The sequence below is a fragment of the Algibacter lectus genome, from assembly GCF_004368925.1.
GTDB classification, from domain to species: Bacteria; Bacteroidota; Bacteroidia; order Flavobacteriales; family Flavobacteriaceae; genus Algibacter; species Algibacter lectus.
Window position 1 is genome coordinate 1704400 of sequence record NZ_SORL01000007.1, and the last position, 16938, is coordinate 1721337.

Sequence of the window (16938 nt, forward strand, 5' to 3'; positions counted from 1 at the left end):
CTTAATCAAATTTCAAAATGAAATTCCAATTTCCGTGCTTTTTATTGTTTAGTGTAGTGTCGAAATTGGATATTCAATTTTTTTTCAGGTTTAATGTATTCCGTTTAATATATCTTTTATATAATTTGTGCTTTCCATCTCTTTATAAATAGCTTCGAAATCATCTTGTTTCATAAGCTCTTTAAAGTGAGACAGGTTGTTAATATACTCTTCTAATGTTTCAATAACATTGGCTTTATTCTGTTTAAAAATTGGTGTCCACATGGCTGGTGAACTTTTTGCTAAACGCACTGTTGAAGCAAATCCACTGCCTGCCATATCAAAAATATCGCGTTCGTTTCTTTCTTTATCAATAACCGTTTTTCCTAACATAAAAGAACTAATGTGCGACAGGTGCGATACATAAGCAATATGCTTATCATGAGCTTCCGGATTCATATATCGAATTCTCATGCCAATATCACTAAACAATTTTAAAGCCTTTTCTTGTAGCTTAAACGTTGTTTTTTCAACCTCACAAACAATATTTGTTTTCCCTTGAAACAAACCGCTAATAGCAGCTGCCGGTCCAGAATGCTCTGTTCCTGCAATAGGATGCATTGCTAAAAAATTACGGCGTTTAGGGTGGTTTTCTACCACTTTACAAATATCAACTTTTGTTGAGCCCGCATCGACTACTAAGCCTGTTTCTGGAATTAAATCTAAAATAGTTGGCAACAATTTTACAGTTGCATCTACGGGTATAGAAATAATAACTAAATCGGCATTTTTTAAATCGTCTAGCGTTGCTTTTTTATCAATTAAATTTAAAGCCAAAGCTTCTTCAAGCGTACTGTCTTTACGGCTAATACCATGGATAATAACATCTGGTCTAAGGGCTTTTATATCCTTAGCTAAACTACCACCTATTAACCCTATGCCTATTGAATATATATTTTTCATTTTGCTCCCTAACCTTCTCCTCTTGGAGAACGAACTGTTACGGGTTTTACTTTATTACTATTTACTTTTTTATAATGTCTAAAATTCTAAATGGCAACTAACTATTAACTTACTCGAGCTATGGCTTCTTGTAAATCTTCGGTTTGTGCACATAAAGAAAACCTAATATAACCTTCACCTTGAGAACCAAAAATAGTTCCCGGAGTTAAGAATATACTTTTCTCTTTCAATATTAAATCGATATACGCCTCTGCTTTTACATCTGCAGGCAGTTTTGCCCAAACAAAAAGTCCTGTTGCATTTTCATCGTACGTGCAATTTAATGCTTCGGCTAATTTCCAAACTAAATCACGACGTTCTTTATAAACGCTATTTAAGGTCGAAAACCATTCGCTAGAACATTTTAAAGCTTCAATCGCACCTTTTTGAATACCGTAAAACATTCCGGAATCCATGTTGCTTTTCACTTTTAAAATATCGTTTATATACTTATTATCACCAACAACCATCCCAACTCGCCATCCGGCCATATTGAAGGTTTTACTTAATGAGTTAAGTTCTAAACAAACATCTTTAGCGCCTTCTACATTTAAAATACTCGTAGGATTTTCATTTAAAATGAAACTATACGGATTATCATTTACTATTAAAATATCATGCTTTTTAGCAAAAGCCACTAAATCTTCAAACAACGTTTCAGATGGTTGAGTTCCTGTTGGCATATGCGGATAATTTACCCACATTAGTTTTACTTTACTTAAATCTTGTTGCTCTAAAGCTTCTAAATCTGGTTGCCAGTTATTAGCAGCGTCTAACTCATAAAAAATTGGTTCTGCCTCTAACAATTTAGTTACCGATTGATAGGTTGGATAACCTGGATTTGGTATTAAAACAGCATCACCTTTATTTAAATATGCCATTGAAATATGCATAATACCTTCTTTACTTCCCATTAATGGAAGCACTTCGGCATTCGGGTTTAAATCAACATTGTAATGCGTTTTATAAAATCCTGAAATAGCTTGGCGCAACTCTGGCAAGCCCTGATAACTTTGATATTTATGTGCATTCGGACTCAACAACCCTTCGGTTAAAGCATCTACTACTTTTTGCGATGGTTGCAAATCTGGACTACCAATACCTAAATTTATTACAGGTTTTCCACTTGCTATTAGTGCGTTTACTTCTTTCAATTTTCTTGAGAAGTAGTATTCTTCAACACTATGCAATCTATCGGCTACTTCAATCATAATTTTGCATTTTTATATTCACCTAAAACTTTAAAATCATCTCCCATTATTTCTATTAATGATTTTGCTTTCTGAAAATTAGCATAATCATCAAAGGTAACATCAACAAAAAAGGCGTACTTCCATGGTGTTTCTATAATTGGAAGACTCTGTATTTTTGTTAAATTCAACTTGCAATCGCTCATTACATTTAAAATAGTCGCTAAACTGCCTCGTTTGTGGTTCGCTTCAAACTTTATAGAGGCCTTACTAATTTCGGACTCTAAAAGATCTGTTTTTGTACGTTGTACAATAGCAAAACGAGTTTCGTTGTTTTTAATGGTTTGTATACTTTTTGCTAAAACATTGAGCTCGAAAATTTCGGCTGCAAATTCACTAGCAATGGCTGCAACACCTTTTAATTTTTTATTCTGAATACGCTCTGCCACTTCGGCCGTATCTTTATCTTCAATTAATTTAATATGTGGATAATCTCTAAAAAACTCTTTACATTGTAATAGCGCCATAGGATGTGAATACACCTCTTCAATATCTAAAATACTTTGGTTTGGTAACGCCATTAAACTATGCTGAATATCTAAATAATGCTCTCCAACGACATGAAGATTATACTTATCGATTAATGCATAATTAGGAATAATAGACCCCGCAATCGAATTTTCGAGTGCCATAATTCCTGCATCACATTCTTCTGTAATTAACGAATCTACTACCCTATCGAATGATAAACAATCGATAGTAGCCACAGGAGTTTCAAAAAATTGTTTTGACACAATATGATGATATGATCCTTTTATACCTTGTATAGCTACTGTTTTTATCAATTTTATTGTTTTTTATTAATGTTCAATAGATTGTTAAACAAAAAAAAGTCTCGATTTTCATCGAGACTCATATTAAATTTATAGTTTTAAATTATACATACAACGCCTCGTTCTTTTCGCTAAAAAAGAAATAAAACCAGTTGTTAAAATATGTAAAATATACTGTCATAGTGATAATTGAGTGGCTAAAGTAATTATTTTATTAAGAAATCAAAATACAATAAAACTTTTTTTTACATTTTATTCAAAAAAATAAAGATTCCACATAAAACCTACCATTATTATGCACAATTTTAAATTATATATGGAATACACTAAAACATCTTAAAAAAGGGAATCAGCAAGATTTTTACATTCATATTCATTATTTTTGAACAAACAATTAATTTATGTCGATAGAAGTTACAGGAATATCAAAGCTTTACGGAAATCAGAAAGCTTTAAACAATATTTCGTTTACCGTAAAAAAACCTGAAATTGTTGGATTTCTTGGTCCGAATGGTGCAGGAAAATCGACCATGATGAAAATTTTAACCACATATACTCAGCCTTCTGAAGGTACAGCCAAAGTAAATGGGCATGATATAGATGAAGAAAAGCAACAGGTACAAAAAAGCGTAGGGTATTTACCAGAGCACAACCCGCTTTATTTAGATATGTTTGTAAAAGAGTATTTAAAATTTAATGCCGATATATATAAGGTTGATAAAAACCGTATTAGCGAAGTTATAGAACTTACGGGCTTAACTCCAGAAATGCATAAAAAAATAGGACAACTATCTAAAGGGTATCGCCAACGTGTTGGGTTAGCCAATGCCCTACTCCATGATCCTGAAGTTTTAATTTTAGATGAACCTACTACTGGATTAGACCCTAACCAATTAGTAGAAATTAGAAATTTAATTAAACATATAGGCGAAACAAAAACCGTTTTTCTTTCTACACACATTATGCAAGAGGTGGAAGCCATGTGCGAACGCGTGATTATAATTAACAAAGGAGAGATTGTAGCCGACAAAAAACTTAACGAACTACGAGACGAAAAAGAACAAACAGTAATTGTAGAATTCGATTTTAGGGTTGAAGATGCTTTTCTAATTAGGTTGCCAAAAGTGAAAAGTGTAAAAAACACCTATGGCTTTGTTTACGAAATTACATTTAAAACTTCCGAAGATATGCGATCTCATGTTTTTGATTTTGCACACGATAATCAATTAAAAATTCTTCAACTTAATCAGAAAAATGCAAGTTTAGAATCTCTTTTTAGAGAATTAACCGCTTAAGCCCGTTTTTAAAATAGAAAAGCATGATATAAATCATCTTTACCCACACTCAAACCTAATAAATTTGCAATATTACTTAGCTAAAAATAAGTAATATCTCTATATTTATAACGTAACAAATATATTACGATGAGCAAAGGAATTTATGTGGCTACTATAGAGCCCAACAGCGGAAAATCGGTTATTGTGTTAGGCCTAATGCGTATGCTTTTAGGAAAAACAGCAAAGGTTGGTTATTTTAGACCTATTATTGAAGACCTCGAAGTAGGTGAAATGGACAACCATATTAACACCGTAGTTTCTCATTTTGAAATAGACATTAATTATAAAAACACTTTCGCTTTTACCCGAAACGAAGTCTTAGATTTATACAACCAAGGCAAATCTGGGAAGGTTATTGACGAAATTATAAAGAAATACAAATACTTAGAATCTAGGTTCGATTTTGTTTTAGTTGAAGGCACCGATTTTTCACATGAAAACTCTAGCCTAGAATTAGACATTAATATCTTAATTTCTAAAAACCTAAGTCTTCCCGTTATTATAGTTTCTCAAGGAGATAAAAAAGATTTAAAATCTATTGTAGATAGCGTACAATTAGCTCACGACACTTTTAAAGGTGAAGTAGATGTGCTTTCTCTAGTAACCAATAAAGTAGATGTAGACCAAATTTCTATCTTAAAAGAAAAACTACAAAAACGTATCAATACAGATACAGACACCAATATTACAGTAATTCCGAAAATAAAAAGCTTAGCTAGTCCAACCATTAAAGAAATTGTAAAAAACCTAAATGGTAATGTACTTTTCGGTAAGGATATGGTTAATAACCAAGCCGAGAACTTTAGTGTTGGTGCCATGCAGTTAAGAAATTACTTAACACACCTAAAAGAAAACGCATTAGTTATTACTCCTGGAGATCGTGCCGACATAATTCTTGGTGCTTTACAAGCTCACATCTCTAAAAACTACCCTAAAATATCAGGAATTGTTTTAACAGGAGGCTTAATCCCTGAGGAATCGATTTTAAAATTAATTGAAGGTCTTTCTAGCGTAGTACCTATTATTAGCGTTAAATCTGGCACTTTTTCTGTTACAAATACTATCGGAAAAATAAAATCTAAAATTTATGCCGATAATATTGAAAAGATTGAAATGTCTATCGCAACATTCGAAAAACATGTAGATACCGATAAATTATCTAATGATTTAATCACTTTTCAATCGGATATATTCACGCCTCGCATGTTTCAGTATAACTTATTGCAACGCGCACTAAACAATAAAAAACATATTGTTTTACCTGAAGGTGATGATGAGCGTGTATTAAGAGCTGCAGCCAGACTAATAGATGCTCAGGTTGTAGAACTAACCTTAATTGGCGATGAAGATTTAATAAAAGAGCGCCTTATCACTTTAGATATTGCCCTAGATACAAACAAAATAAATATTGTTTCTCCAACAAAATCGCCTTATTTTGATGATTATGTAAACACATTGTACGAACTAAGAAAACATAAAAATGTAAACTTAGAAATGGCTCGAGATATGATTTCTGATGTATCATATTTTGGAACCATGATGATTTACAAAGGCCATGCAGATGGTATGGTTTCTGGAGCTGTACACACCACGCAACATACCCTTAGACCAGCGCTTCAGTTTATAAAAACGAAACCAGATGTTAATATTGTGTCTTCTGTTTTCTTTATGTGTTTAGAAGATCGCATTTCTGTTTTTGGAGATTGCGCCATCAACCCGAACCCAAATGCAGAACAGTTAGCCGAAATCGCTATATCATCTGCTGAAACTGCTAAAAACTTTGGAATTGAACCAAAAGTAGCCATGTTATCTTATTCTTCTGGAGCCTCTGGAAAAGGAGCTGATGTAGAAAAAGTGCGTGAAGCTACCGAAATAGTTAAAAAATTATCCCCAAGTTTAAAAATTGAAGGTCCAATTCAATATGATGCCGCTGTAGACATGCGTATTGGTAAAAGCAAATTACCAGACTCAGAAGTTGCAGGTAGCGCTAGTGTTTTAATCTTCCCCGATTTAAACACAGGTAACAACACTTACAAAGCCGTTCAAAGAGAAACCGGAGCATTAGCCATTGGTCCTGTTCTACAAGGATTAAACAAACCTGTAAACGATTTAAGCCGTGGCTGTACTGCCGACGATATTTACAGCACAGTAATAATTACAGCCATTCAAGCACAAGATTTATAAAATATGCAAGTACTCGTTTTAAACTCAGGAAGTTCATCTCTAAAATTTCAATTATTTTCAATGCCAGCAGAAACTATTTTATGTTCAGGTTTAATTGAACGTATTGGAATGGACGATGCGAAATTTATTTACAAAACTGAAAAAGATACCATAGAGCACGTCACTGCTATTTACAACCATAAACAAGGGTTAGAGCTACTATCTCATCAACTTTTAGATAGTGAAACCGGCATCATTAAATCGGCTTCAGATATTGATATTGTTGGGCACCGTGTAGTACAAGGTGGTGCTAGATTTAAAGAAACCACCGAAATTAACCAATGGGCAAAAGACAACATAAAAGATCTTTTTAGCTTAGCACCTTTACACAATCCTGCAAATTTTGAAGGTATTGAAGTGGCCGAAGCTATTTTCCCTTCAGCTAAGCAAGTCGCGGTTTTCGATACGGCATTCCACCAATCTATCCCCGAGCATGCTTACAGATATGCCATACCGAATAATCTTTTAACCGAACATAAAATTAGAATGTATGGTTTTCATGGTACCAGTCATAAATACGTATCAGAACAAGCTATTCATTATTTAGGTAAGAAAGAATCTAAAATAATTTCAATCCATTTAGGTAATGGTTGTAGTATAACAGCTATTAAAAACGGAAAAGCTGTAGATCACTCTATGGGATTAACACCTTTAGACGGCTTAATTATGGGTACGCGAAGTGGTGATATCGATCCTTCTGTAATTTTTCATTTGGCAAGTAAATTAAATTACTCTTTAGATGAAATTAACACTCTCTTACAAAAGAAAAGTGGTATGCTTGGCTTAACCGGTTTTAGCGACCTAAGAGAAATAGAAACAGAAGCTGCCAAAGGCAATAGAGATTGCTTGCTTGCTCTACAAATGAACACCTACCGCATTAAAAAATACATTGGTAGTTACGCAGCAGTTTTAAACGGATTGGATGCTATTGTGTTTACCGCAGGAATAGGAGAAAACTCAGAATTAATGCGTAAAATGGTTTGTGAAGATTTAGATTTTCTAGGCATTAATATAGATGCAGAGAAAAACAAAGAAAAATCGAAGCTCTTAAGAGCCATAAACACTATTGAATCTAAGGTGAAAATATTAGTTATTCCAACCAATGAAGAGTTGGAAATAGCGAAACAATCGGTTCAATTATTCGAAAATTAATCGACCTGTATAAAGTTCTTCCACAGTAATAATATCTGGAGTATTAACCGAAATAACATCTCCGGGCCCAGAAATTTTCCCCGTAAGGGATTGCTGTGGATTTACAACCATATCGTTAGAACTTCTATTTGATACAGTAACGAATTGTGCTATTAAATCTCTACCTTCAAAACGAGACGTTCCTGCAGCAAAAATAATGCGTAAATTTTCGGTTTTACCAGAAACAAAGCAATTGGAGAGATTATTAAAAACAAGAGAAAAACTGGTGTTATCAATTTCTAAATCAAAGTTACCACTAGTAAACGAATCTTCTGCTCCAAAATCCTCAGATAAAATTGATAAACTTGGATAGCTTAAAACACCATTAGAGCTAACGGTGTATTGCGTAGAACTTCTAATTTCGGTAATATTAGGCGCTGTTACATAAACTTTAGTAATACCATAATCACGCACATAATTACAAGTATTATTATCGGTTAATGTTAATTTACCATCGACTACAATAGCTTCAACATCATTCATTAAATTCTCACCCGTTTCAATAGTCACCTTTTGAGTTTCACCATCGGTGATTATTAATTCAATATCACGATTTACTAATATTTTAGTAAAAACATCAACACTAAATTCTTGCTGTATTATAGCACCTGTTTTCTGAAAACAATCGCCTGCATTTTCACTATCACAACCAAAAATAAGGCTAAAAACGAATATATATATTAACTTTTTCATAATCGAACACCAATTCCAAATTCAACAGCTTCCGCTTTAGCTCCGTGAGACTTCAAAGTCATGGCTCCAAACCATTTTCGCTGTTTACCAACGTAACGTTTTAAACCAATTCTTAAATACGTTTGGCCTTCAAAATCGTATGGATAATACACATAATAACCAAACTGCGTAAGTAGCGATGTTCTATTAATAAACAACTCGTGCCCTACAAAAACACCAACACGTTTATAATCCTCATCACCAGATACATCTAGCTCAGGGAAAGCAACACTTCGGTAATAAATAAGTTCCTTTAAAAAATTAGAAAAGAAAACATCGGCACCAAATTGCAACGCACTTTTACGGTTAATACGCTTATCTGCATAAGCAGAAAGTACATAAAACGCATACTGACCACTATCTACAATATCACTTTCGTTTATACCCGATCTAAAAACAAAATTATACTTTATAGGCTGTGTAAATTGTCTGTCATTATCTGCTAAAGTATGCTGATATTCTAACTCTTTTTTATCTAAATTATAGGTTAACCCAACATTAAGGGCTAAAGTATTTGTACTCGCATTAGGTGCTTTAACATTGGCATTAGAATAATGTATTAAAGAAAAACCAGCTGTTAAACCAAAGCGATCAAAAATGCGTTCTTTTTTATAATTAAGCATCACCATGGTGCTACTCATTAATTTAGAACCGTAGGCAATATTTCTATAATTATCAACCTTATCATAAGGCGTTTCGGTATACCCCAAACCTTGCCCAATTCTAAATTGCAGATTTCTATTAAAAAAGTAAAAATTAAAATGCGCATAAAGGGATGTTACATTACCTAAAACATCATTTTTCATGTTTTGATAAGCATAAGTAACACCATAATCTGGATAATTAAAACGTTGTTCCCAATCGTTAAAACCGTATGTTTTTTTGTTCCAACTTAAAAGATAACCTTCCGGATGCCCTTTAATTAAATGAAGTATATCGTTATTATGAAGCGCAATATTCCCCTTAAAATAACTTAAATCGAGGTAAGATGTATGTGTTTTATCTTGTGAAAAGCTACTAAAAAATAGGACACAAAATATGCAGGTATAAAGTAATTTCATTATCGGGTTTCTGTGCAGCAAATGTACTTAAATTTCAACGTAAACCTTAAAACTTAAGTACAAACCACACGATTTACTAAAACAAGGCTTCGGCAATAGCCTTAACATTATCACTTTTTCCCATAGAGTAATAATGCAATACAGGTACACCTGCCGCCTTCAACTCTTTAGATTGCTGTATAGCAAATTCAATACCTACTTGTCTAACGGCTTTATTATCCTTACAACCTTCAACAGCATCGATTAAATTTTGAGGTAAATCAATTTTAAAAACCTGAGGTAAAATTTGTAAATGCCTTTTAACAGCTATAGGTTTAATTCCCGGAATAATAGGCACATTAATTCCTGCTTCTCGAGCCTTATCTACAAACTCAAAATATTTATTATTATCAAAAAACATCTGGGTAACTACATAATCGGCACCTGCATCTACCTTCTCTTTTAAACGACGTAAATCGTTAACCAGCGATGGCGCTTCCATGTGTTTCTCTGGGTAACCAGCCACACCTATGCAAAAGTCCGAATTATGCTCAACCTTAAAATCATCGTGTAAATACTTCCCTTTATTAAGGTTTGTAATTTGTTGCACTAAGTCGCTTGCAAATGCATTTCCTCCTGCTACAGGTTTAAAATATGGCTCATCTTTCATCGAATCACCACGCAAAGCCATTACGTTATCCAGACCTAAATAGTGGCAGTCTACCAAAACATATTCAGTTTCTTCTTTTGTAAAGCCACCACACAACAAGTGCGGAATAGCATCTACCTGATATTTATGCATAATAGATGCACAAATACCCACCGTACCAGGGCGCATACGCGTAATACGCTTATCCAACAAACCATTGCCTTTATCAATATATACATACTCCTCACGAGATGTGGTTACATCAATAAATGGTGGATTAAACTCCATTAAAGGATCGATATTATTATATAAATCCTGAATATTTGTACCTTTCTTTGGCGGAATTACCTCAAAAGAAAACAACGTTTTTCCGTTGGCTTGTTTAATATGGTCTGTTACTTTCATTACTTATTTTTTGTCATCCTCACAAAACGAGAATTTTATCTATATTTTAGTTTAATTTTTGGGCGTTACCACAAGGGTCGCGCTTTACACTATATCTTTTTTTGCCTTTGGCGGAAACAAAAAAAGGATGCCGTTGCAATCGCTAACGCGGGTTCACCAGCTTATTTTTTACCTCATCAAAAGTTTCTGCGTACTCCCAATAAATCCATCTTCCATCCAAATAATCTGTAAGAATATATTTTTCACTCAACGATTTTATTCGAGATACGGCAACCACTTTGTTATCTGTATCGTAACCATGAGAAATCATGTGGCTTCCTAAGGTTACCTCTATAAATGCCATGCTATTCTTCTGCTAAATTAGGATGCAACCATTTTCTAGCTGTTTTCTTATCGATGCCTTTACGTTCAGAATAATCAGTTAACTGATCGTCAGTTATTTTACCTAAACCAAAATACTTCGCTTCTGGATTACCGAAGTAATACCCCGAAACTGCAGCAGCTGGCCACATCGCTAAACTTTCCGTTAAGGTTACACCAATTAGTTTTTCAACCTCTAGCAATTCCCAAATTGTTTCCTTTTCTAAATGATCAGGACATGCAGGATATCCTGGAGCCGGACGAATACCTTTATAACTTTCCTTAATTAAATCGGTATTACTTAAATCTTCATCGGCAGCATAACCCCAATGTGTTAATCTTATTTTTTTATGTAAATATTCAGCGAAAGCTTCAGCAAATCTATCAGCAATAGCTTGTGCCATAATACCATTATAATCGTCGTCCTTGGCTCTATAACTATCGGCTAATTCTTGAGCGCCAAAAATAGCAACACAAAATGCCCCCATATAATCTGTTCTACCAGAATCTTTTGGAGCTATAAAATCAGACAAAGCATGATTTGGAATCCCTTCACGTTTTTTTAATTGTTGACGCAAGGTTCTAAAAATCGCGATTTCCTTACCGTTTTTTTGAACCGAAATATCATCATCGTTAATAGTATTAGCTTCAAACAAACCAAAAACAGCTTTTGGCTTTAAAAGTTGCTTGGCAATAATTTCTTTAATCATCTCCTGAGCTTCAGCATACATAATAGTAGCCTGTTCCCCCACAACCTCATCGGTTAAAATATCAGGGAATTTCCCGTGTAAATCCCAACTTCTAAAAAACGGACTCCAATCTATAAACGGTTCTAGTTCTTTTAAACTTAACTGTTTTAAAATTTGAACACCTAGTTCTCTTGGTTTAGAAATATTAGACGTTTCCCAGTCTATTTTATATTTTCTCTTACGTGCTTCTTCAATAGAAATATAAGATTTCTCTTTACCACGCTTTAAAAATTTGTTTCTAAAATCATCATAATCCGCTTTTAACTTCGCTACGTAAGCATTGTTGGTTTTCTTGTTTAATAAATCTCCAACCACGGTAACCGCACGAGATGCATCATTAACATGCACCACTGCGTTTTTATACTGTGTATCGATTTTTACAGCTGTATGTGCTTTAGATGTTGTTGCACCACCAATAAGTAAAGGCACTTCAAAGTTTTGAAGTTGCATTTCTTTAGCTAAATACACCATTTCATCTAATGATGGCGTAATTAACCCTGATAAACCAATAGCATCAACACGTTCGCTGATGGCCATTTCTATAATTTTTTCAGGCGGTACCATAACCCCTAAATCTACAATTTCGTAGTTATTACAAGCCAAAACAACACTTACAATATTTTTACCAATATCGTGCACATCACCTTTTACGGTAGCCATTAATATTTTCCCAACAGGTTCTTGCTTGTCCCCTTTTTCTGCTTCAATAAACGGGTTTAAATAACCAACGGCTTTTTTCATTACACGCGCCGATTTTACCACCTGAGGTAAAAACATTTTACCTGCTCCGAATAAATCTCCAACCACATTCATCCCAATCATTAAATGACCTTCGATGACTTCAATAGGCTTAGCTGCTTCTTGTCTAGCTATTTCAACATCCTCAATAATAAAAGCATCAATACCTTTTACTAAAGCATGTGTAATACGCTCTTGTACTGGGTTTTCTCGCCAAGATAAATCGACACCTTTTTCAACTTTAGAACCTTTTACCGTTTCTGCAAAGTCTAATAAACGTTCGGTAGCATCGTCTCTTCTATCTAAAATTACATCTTCAACGTGTTCTAATAAATCCTTTGGAATATCATCATAAACCTCCAAAAGAGAAGGGTTTACAATCCCCATGTTCATACCCGCCTGGATGGCATAATATAAAAACACCGAATGCATAGCTTCGCGAACACCGTTGTTTCCTCTAAAAGAAAACGATACGTTACTCACACCTCCACTTACACTTACATTTTCTAAATTCTCACGAACCCAACGCGTTGCTTCAATAAAATCGATAGCATTTCTTCGGTGTTCGTCCATTCCAGTTGCTACCGGAAATATATTTAAATCGAAAATAATATCTTCTGAAGGAAACCCCACTTTATCAACTAAAACACGATACGAGCGTTCGGCAATTTCTATTCTTCGTTGGTAGGTATCTGCCTGTCCAACTTCATCAAAAGCCATAACAATAACTGCAGCACCGTAGCGTTTAATTTGCTTGGCTTGCCAAATAAAGTTTTCTTCACCTTCCTTTAAGGAAATAGAATTCACCACACACTTTCCTTGCACAACTTGCAAACCAGCATTGATAATTTCCCACTTAGAACTATCGATCATGATAGGCACACGGCAAATATCTGGTTCGGCAGCAATAAGGTTTAAAAAGCGTACCATCGATGCTTTACCATCAATAAGTCCGTCGTCCATATTAATGTCGATAATTTGCGCTCCACCATCTACTTGGTGACGTGCAATATCCAAAGCTTCATCGAACTTCTCTTCATTAATTAATCGTAAAAACTTACGAGACCCCGCTACATTAGTACGTTCTCCTACATTTATAAAATTGGTGTTTTCGCTTAGAACTAAAGGTTCTAAACCAGACAATTTCATGTATTTAGTTTGCTTTATTTTCATTATCTATAATGTTCTACTGTTGGAAAAGGTTCGTAAAATGAATGTAACAACGTTTTCCATTCTTGATATTCTTGTGATTTACGGAAACCAATTTCATGATCTTCAATGGTTTCCCAATGCACTAATAATATATATTTATCATCTTGTTCAACACACTTTTTTAAATCGTGTGAGATATAGCCTTTCATTGAAGAAATGATTTTCTGAGCGATTTTAAATGTATTTTCAAAGTCACTTGATAATCCTTTCTTAATATTCAATATGGCTACTTCAAGAATCATAATTTATAATTTTAAAAATTATACCAATTCACCATGGGTTCTAGGCTTATACTTGGCTGCAAGATCTGCTATAACACGAATATGCTCCGGACTAGTACCACAACAACCACCTATAATATTTATTAAATTACGCTTTAAATATTCTTCTATTTGTTCTCCCATTTCTTCAGGACTTTCGTCGTACTCACCAAAAGCATTTGGTAATCCTGCATTTGGGTGTGCTGATATAGCAAAATCTGTTTTAGATGCAATAGCTTCTAGGTGAGGTTGCAATAAATTGGCTCCTAAAGCACAGTTAAACCCTACTGAAAGTAAAGGAATATGAGATACTGAAATCAAGAAAGCTTCAGCTGTTTGTCCTGATAATGTTCGTCCTGAAGCATCGGTAATAGTACCACTTAACATAATTGGCATATCGATACCACGCTCGTCTTTTACTTCTTCTATAGCAAATAAAGCAGCTTTGGCGTTTAAAGTATCAAATACGGTTTCAACTAAAAGTAAATCTACACCTCCATCAATAAGCGCTTCTACTTGTTGTTTGTATGCAATACGTAACTCATCGAAAGTAACAGCTCTGTATCCTGGGTCGTTAACATCGGGAGACATACTTGCTGTACGGTTTGTTGGCCCTATTGAACCCGCTACAAAACGCGGTTTATGTGGTTCTTTTGCAGTAAACTCATCAGCGACTTCTTTTGCTATTCTTGCAGACTCGTAATTTAGTTCGTAAACCAAATCTTCCATTTGGTAATCTGCCATAGCAATTGTAGTTCCAGAAAAAGTATTGGTTTCTACAATATCAGCACCTACTGCAAAGTACTTACCGTGTATCGTTTTAATAGCTTCTGGTTGGGTAAGCGATAGTAAATCGTTATTTCCCTGTAAAGGTGTTGGATAATCTTTAAAGCGTTCGCCTCTAAAATCTTCTTCTTGAAATTTGTAAGCTTGTAGCATCGTACCCATGGCACCATCTAAAACCAAAATTCGCTCTTTTAATGCTTCTCTGATATTCGACATGTTTTCTTTTCTTTTTACGTTTTAAATTATTTTCGTTTACAGTAATTAAAGATACTGATGAACGAGAAACTTAGCTAAAACGCTGTATTCTATTATAAATTTTATCAAGAAAAGTTAAAGAAACACTTTTCGTTATCTGTCTAATAATTTTAAAAATTACTAAGTAGAATGTAGCACCTTCTTTAATTCCTTGATAGTTATCTCGGTTCTTAAAGGGTTGCCAAGGTTTCAACGGGTCTATTCCCTCTGCCTTTCTTGATAACACAATTACATTTATGAACTGTTACCACCATTGTGGATTTGCTCCTGCAAAAATAACAACTATATTGCTGTTATCCTTGTGATATTGCGAAAATTATTAGACTATTCAAATAGACTAGACGACAAATAACGATCGCCACGGTCGCAAATAATAGCAACTACAACTCCGCTTTCTAAAGACTCTGCAATTTGCAAAGCACAGAAAACAGAACCACCACTACTCATACCTGCAAAAACGCCTTCTTCTTTTGCTAAACGTTGTGTTATATTTTTAGCATCTTCTTCGGTTACATCTATAACAACATCTACTTTTGAACGATCAAAAAACTTAGGTACATACTCTGGAGACCATTTTCTGATCCCAGGTATTTTTGCACCATCAGCCGGTTGCGCTCCAACTATTGTAATATTCGGATTTTTTTCTTTAAGAAATGTAGAGGTTCCCATAATGGTTCCTGTTGTTCCCATAGTGGCAACAAAATGTGTTATTTCTCCTTCTGTATCTCTCCATATTTCCGGACCTGTTGTTTTATAATGCGCTTTCCAGTTATCATCATTTTCAAACTGATTTAGAACGGTATACCCTTTTTCATCACGTAGTTTAAAAGCAACATCTCTAGAACCTTCAATTCCGATATCCGCTGGCGTTAAAATTACCTCAGCACCATAAGCCCGCATGGTTTTAACACGTTCTACTGTAGAATTTTCAGGCATAATTAATACCATGTTCAATCCTAAAAGTTGTGCTATAAAAGCTAAAGCAATTCCTGTATTTCCACTGGTTGCTTCAACTAAAGTACCTCCCTTTTTAATATCGCCACGTTTTAAAGCTTCAGAAATCATATTGAAAGCAGCACGATCTTTTACGCTTCCGCCAGGATTATTTCCTTCTAACTTCAAAAATAAACGCACACCTTCTTTATTAATTAAATGCGTTGCTTCAACTAAAGGTGTATTTCCTATTTCGTCTAATATTGTTTTACCGTATGCCATTTTTCTTCGGTCTAATTTTAATTTCTGTTTGATATGTTACTAATGAATCTTCGGGTACCGATTGGGTAATCCAAACATTAGCTCCAATAATACTATTTTTACCAATTACAATATCGCCTCCTAAAATGGTTGCGTTGGCGTAAATGGTAACATTATCATCTATAGTTGGGTGTCTTTTAGTAGAAGCCAAGTCTTTTGAAACTTGAATACCACCTAAAGTAACTCCTTGATATATTTTTACTTGCTCTCCAATTATAGAAGTTTCACCAATTACAATTCCTGTACCGTGATCGATATAAAACGATTCGCCAATAGTAGCACCCGGATGAATATCGATACCTGTAATACCGTGAATATATTCACTCATCATTCTAGGTAAAATATAAACACCTAGTTTATAAAGCGCATGACTTAATCTATAAATTGAAATAGCATGAAAACCAGGATAAGCCATGTAAATTTCGGCTAAACAATGCGATGCAGGATCGTTATTTTCGAAAGCAATAGCATCTAAATCTAGTTTTCTTCTAATTTCTGGAAGTTCCGCTTTAAAGGTTTCCCATATTTTTTCGCCATTTTCAATTTCTAATTTATCTAGAATTTGCAAGAATGTTTTCTCTAAATATTCGGCGTGTTCTGCTTCGTGATCACAATCGAACAAAGAATAAAACACTTTTTTGGTAAAGGCTTTAACTGTGTCTTTTAAACAAACATTATAACTTTTCATTTGCTGCTATATGTGTAATACCATTGTGTTAAATGGTGTATTTAATCAGTTTATA

The 16938-nt window shown here is 34.2% G+C and carries 15 protein-coding genes and 1 riboswitch; of the genes, 3 read left to right on the forward strand and 12 right to left on the reverse strand.

All coding sequences use genetic code 11. From position 1 onward, the window contains the following. Positions 1-90: 90 nt before the first annotated feature. From DFQ06_RS07740 to DFQ06_RS07750, 3 genes are all read right to left on the reverse strand, one after another. Positions 91-942 (reverse strand): prephenate dehydrogenase, encoded by an 852-nt coding sequence (locus tag DFQ06_RS07740; RefSeq protein WP_042497237.1) that lies wholly within the window; start codon positions 940-942, stop codon positions 91-93. A gap of 104 nt (positions 943-1046) precedes the next feature. Then, positions 1047-2192 (reverse strand): pyridoxal phosphate-dependent aminotransferase, encoded by a 1146-nt coding sequence (locus DFQ06_RS07745; RefSeq protein ID WP_074938189.1) that lies wholly within the window; start codon positions 2190-2192, stop codon positions 1047-1049. After that, positions 2189-3016: a prephenate dehydratase gene (locus DFQ06_RS07750; protein WP_133966981.1), complete on the reverse strand. Its 828-nt coding sequence runs from the start codon at positions 3014-3016 to the stop codon at positions 2189-2191. Before DFQ06_RS07750 ends, DFQ06_RS07745 begins: the two co-directional genes overlap by 4 nt. A 389-nt stretch (positions 3017-3405) precedes the next feature. On the opposite strand from DFQ06_RS07750, the gene gldA reads away from it, so the two are divergent. The 3 genes from gldA (at position 3406) to DFQ06_RS07765 (ending at position 7716) form a co-directional block, all read left to right on the forward strand. Continuing rightward, a complete protein-coding gene (gldA, locus tag DFQ06_RS07755) occupies positions 3406-4299 on the forward strand; it encodes a gliding motility-associated ABC transporter ATP-binding subunit GldA (protein ID WP_133966983.1) in 894 nt (297 codons plus the stop codon). 129 nt (positions 4300-4428) lie between these two features. Beyond that, positions 4429-6525: a phosphate acetyltransferase gene (gene pta / locus DFQ06_RS07760; RefSeq protein ID WP_074938196.1), complete on the forward strand. Its 2097-nt coding sequence runs from the start codon at positions 4429-4431 to the stop codon at positions 6523-6525. Positions 6526-6528: 3 nt separating this feature from the next. Then, a complete protein-coding gene (locus DFQ06_RS07765) occupies positions 6529-7716 on the forward strand; it encodes an acetate/propionate family kinase (RefSeq protein ID WP_133966985.1) in 1188 nt (395 codons plus the stop codon). Here DFQ06_RS07765 and DFQ06_RS07770 read toward each other — a convergent pair. The 9 genes from DFQ06_RS07770 to epsC form a co-directional block, all read right to left on the reverse strand. Further along, entirely contained in the window at positions 7702-8448 is a 747-nt protein-coding gene (locus tag DFQ06_RS07770) for a head GIN domain-containing protein (protein ID WP_042497226.1), read from the reverse strand. The two genes, DFQ06_RS07765 and DFQ06_RS07770, sit on opposite strands and share 15 nt — an antisense overlap. Continuing rightward, complete coding sequence (locus tag DFQ06_RS07775) at positions 8445-9548, reverse strand: acyloxyacyl hydrolase (protein WP_074938200.1); 1104 nt, start codon at positions 9546-9548, stop codon at positions 8445-8447. Before DFQ06_RS07775 ends, DFQ06_RS07770 begins: the two co-directional genes overlap by 4 nt. Positions 9549-9624: 76 nt before the next feature. After that, on the reverse strand, positions 9625-10581 hold the full coding sequence (gene metF / locus DFQ06_RS07780) for a methylenetetrahydrofolate reductase [NAD(P)H] (RefSeq protein ID WP_042497224.1): 957 nt from the start codon (positions 10579-10581) through the stop codon (positions 9625-9627). Between the two features lie 142 nt (positions 10582-10723). Beyond that, on the reverse strand, positions 10724-10924 hold the full coding sequence (locus DFQ06_RS07785; RefSeq protein WP_042497221.1) for a hypothetical protein: 201 nt from the start codon (positions 10922-10924) through the stop codon (positions 10724-10726). A 1-nt stretch (position 10925) separates the two neighbouring features. Then, a complete protein-coding gene (metH, locus tag DFQ06_RS07790) occupies positions 10926-13601 on the reverse strand; it encodes a methionine synthase (protein WP_074938203.1) in 2676 nt (891 codons plus the stop codon). Continuing rightward, positions 13601-13882 (reverse strand): antibiotic biosynthesis monooxygenase family protein, encoded by a 282-nt coding sequence (locus tag DFQ06_RS07795; RefSeq protein ID WP_042497219.1) that lies wholly within the window; start codon positions 13880-13882, stop codon positions 13601-13603. Before DFQ06_RS07795 ends, metH begins: the two co-directional genes overlap by 1 nt. 18 nt (positions 13883-13900) lie before the next feature. After that, a complete protein-coding gene (locus DFQ06_RS07800; protein ID WP_042497216.1) occupies positions 13901-14902 on the reverse strand; it encodes a homocysteine S-methyltransferase family protein in 1002 nt (333 codons plus the stop codon). A 129-nt stretch (positions 14903-15031) separates the two neighbouring features. After that, positions 15032-15167: riboswitch (SAM riboswitch) on the reverse strand. A gap of 98 nt (positions 15168-15265) precedes the next feature. After that, the gene (cysM, locus tag DFQ06_RS07805) at positions 15266-16156 is read right to left on the reverse strand and encodes a cysteine synthase CysM (RefSeq protein ID WP_133966987.1); all 891 of its coding nucleotides are present in this window, start codon (positions 16154-16156) and stop codon (positions 15266-15268) included. Then, positions 16143-16883 (reverse strand): serine O-acetyltransferase EpsC, encoded by a 741-nt coding sequence (gene epsC, locus DFQ06_RS07810; RefSeq protein WP_042497213.1) that lies wholly within the window; start codon positions 16881-16883, stop codon positions 16143-16145. The genes cysM and epsC overlap by 14 nt, the downstream gene beginning before the upstream one ends. Positions 16884-16938 lie beyond the last annotated feature (55 nt).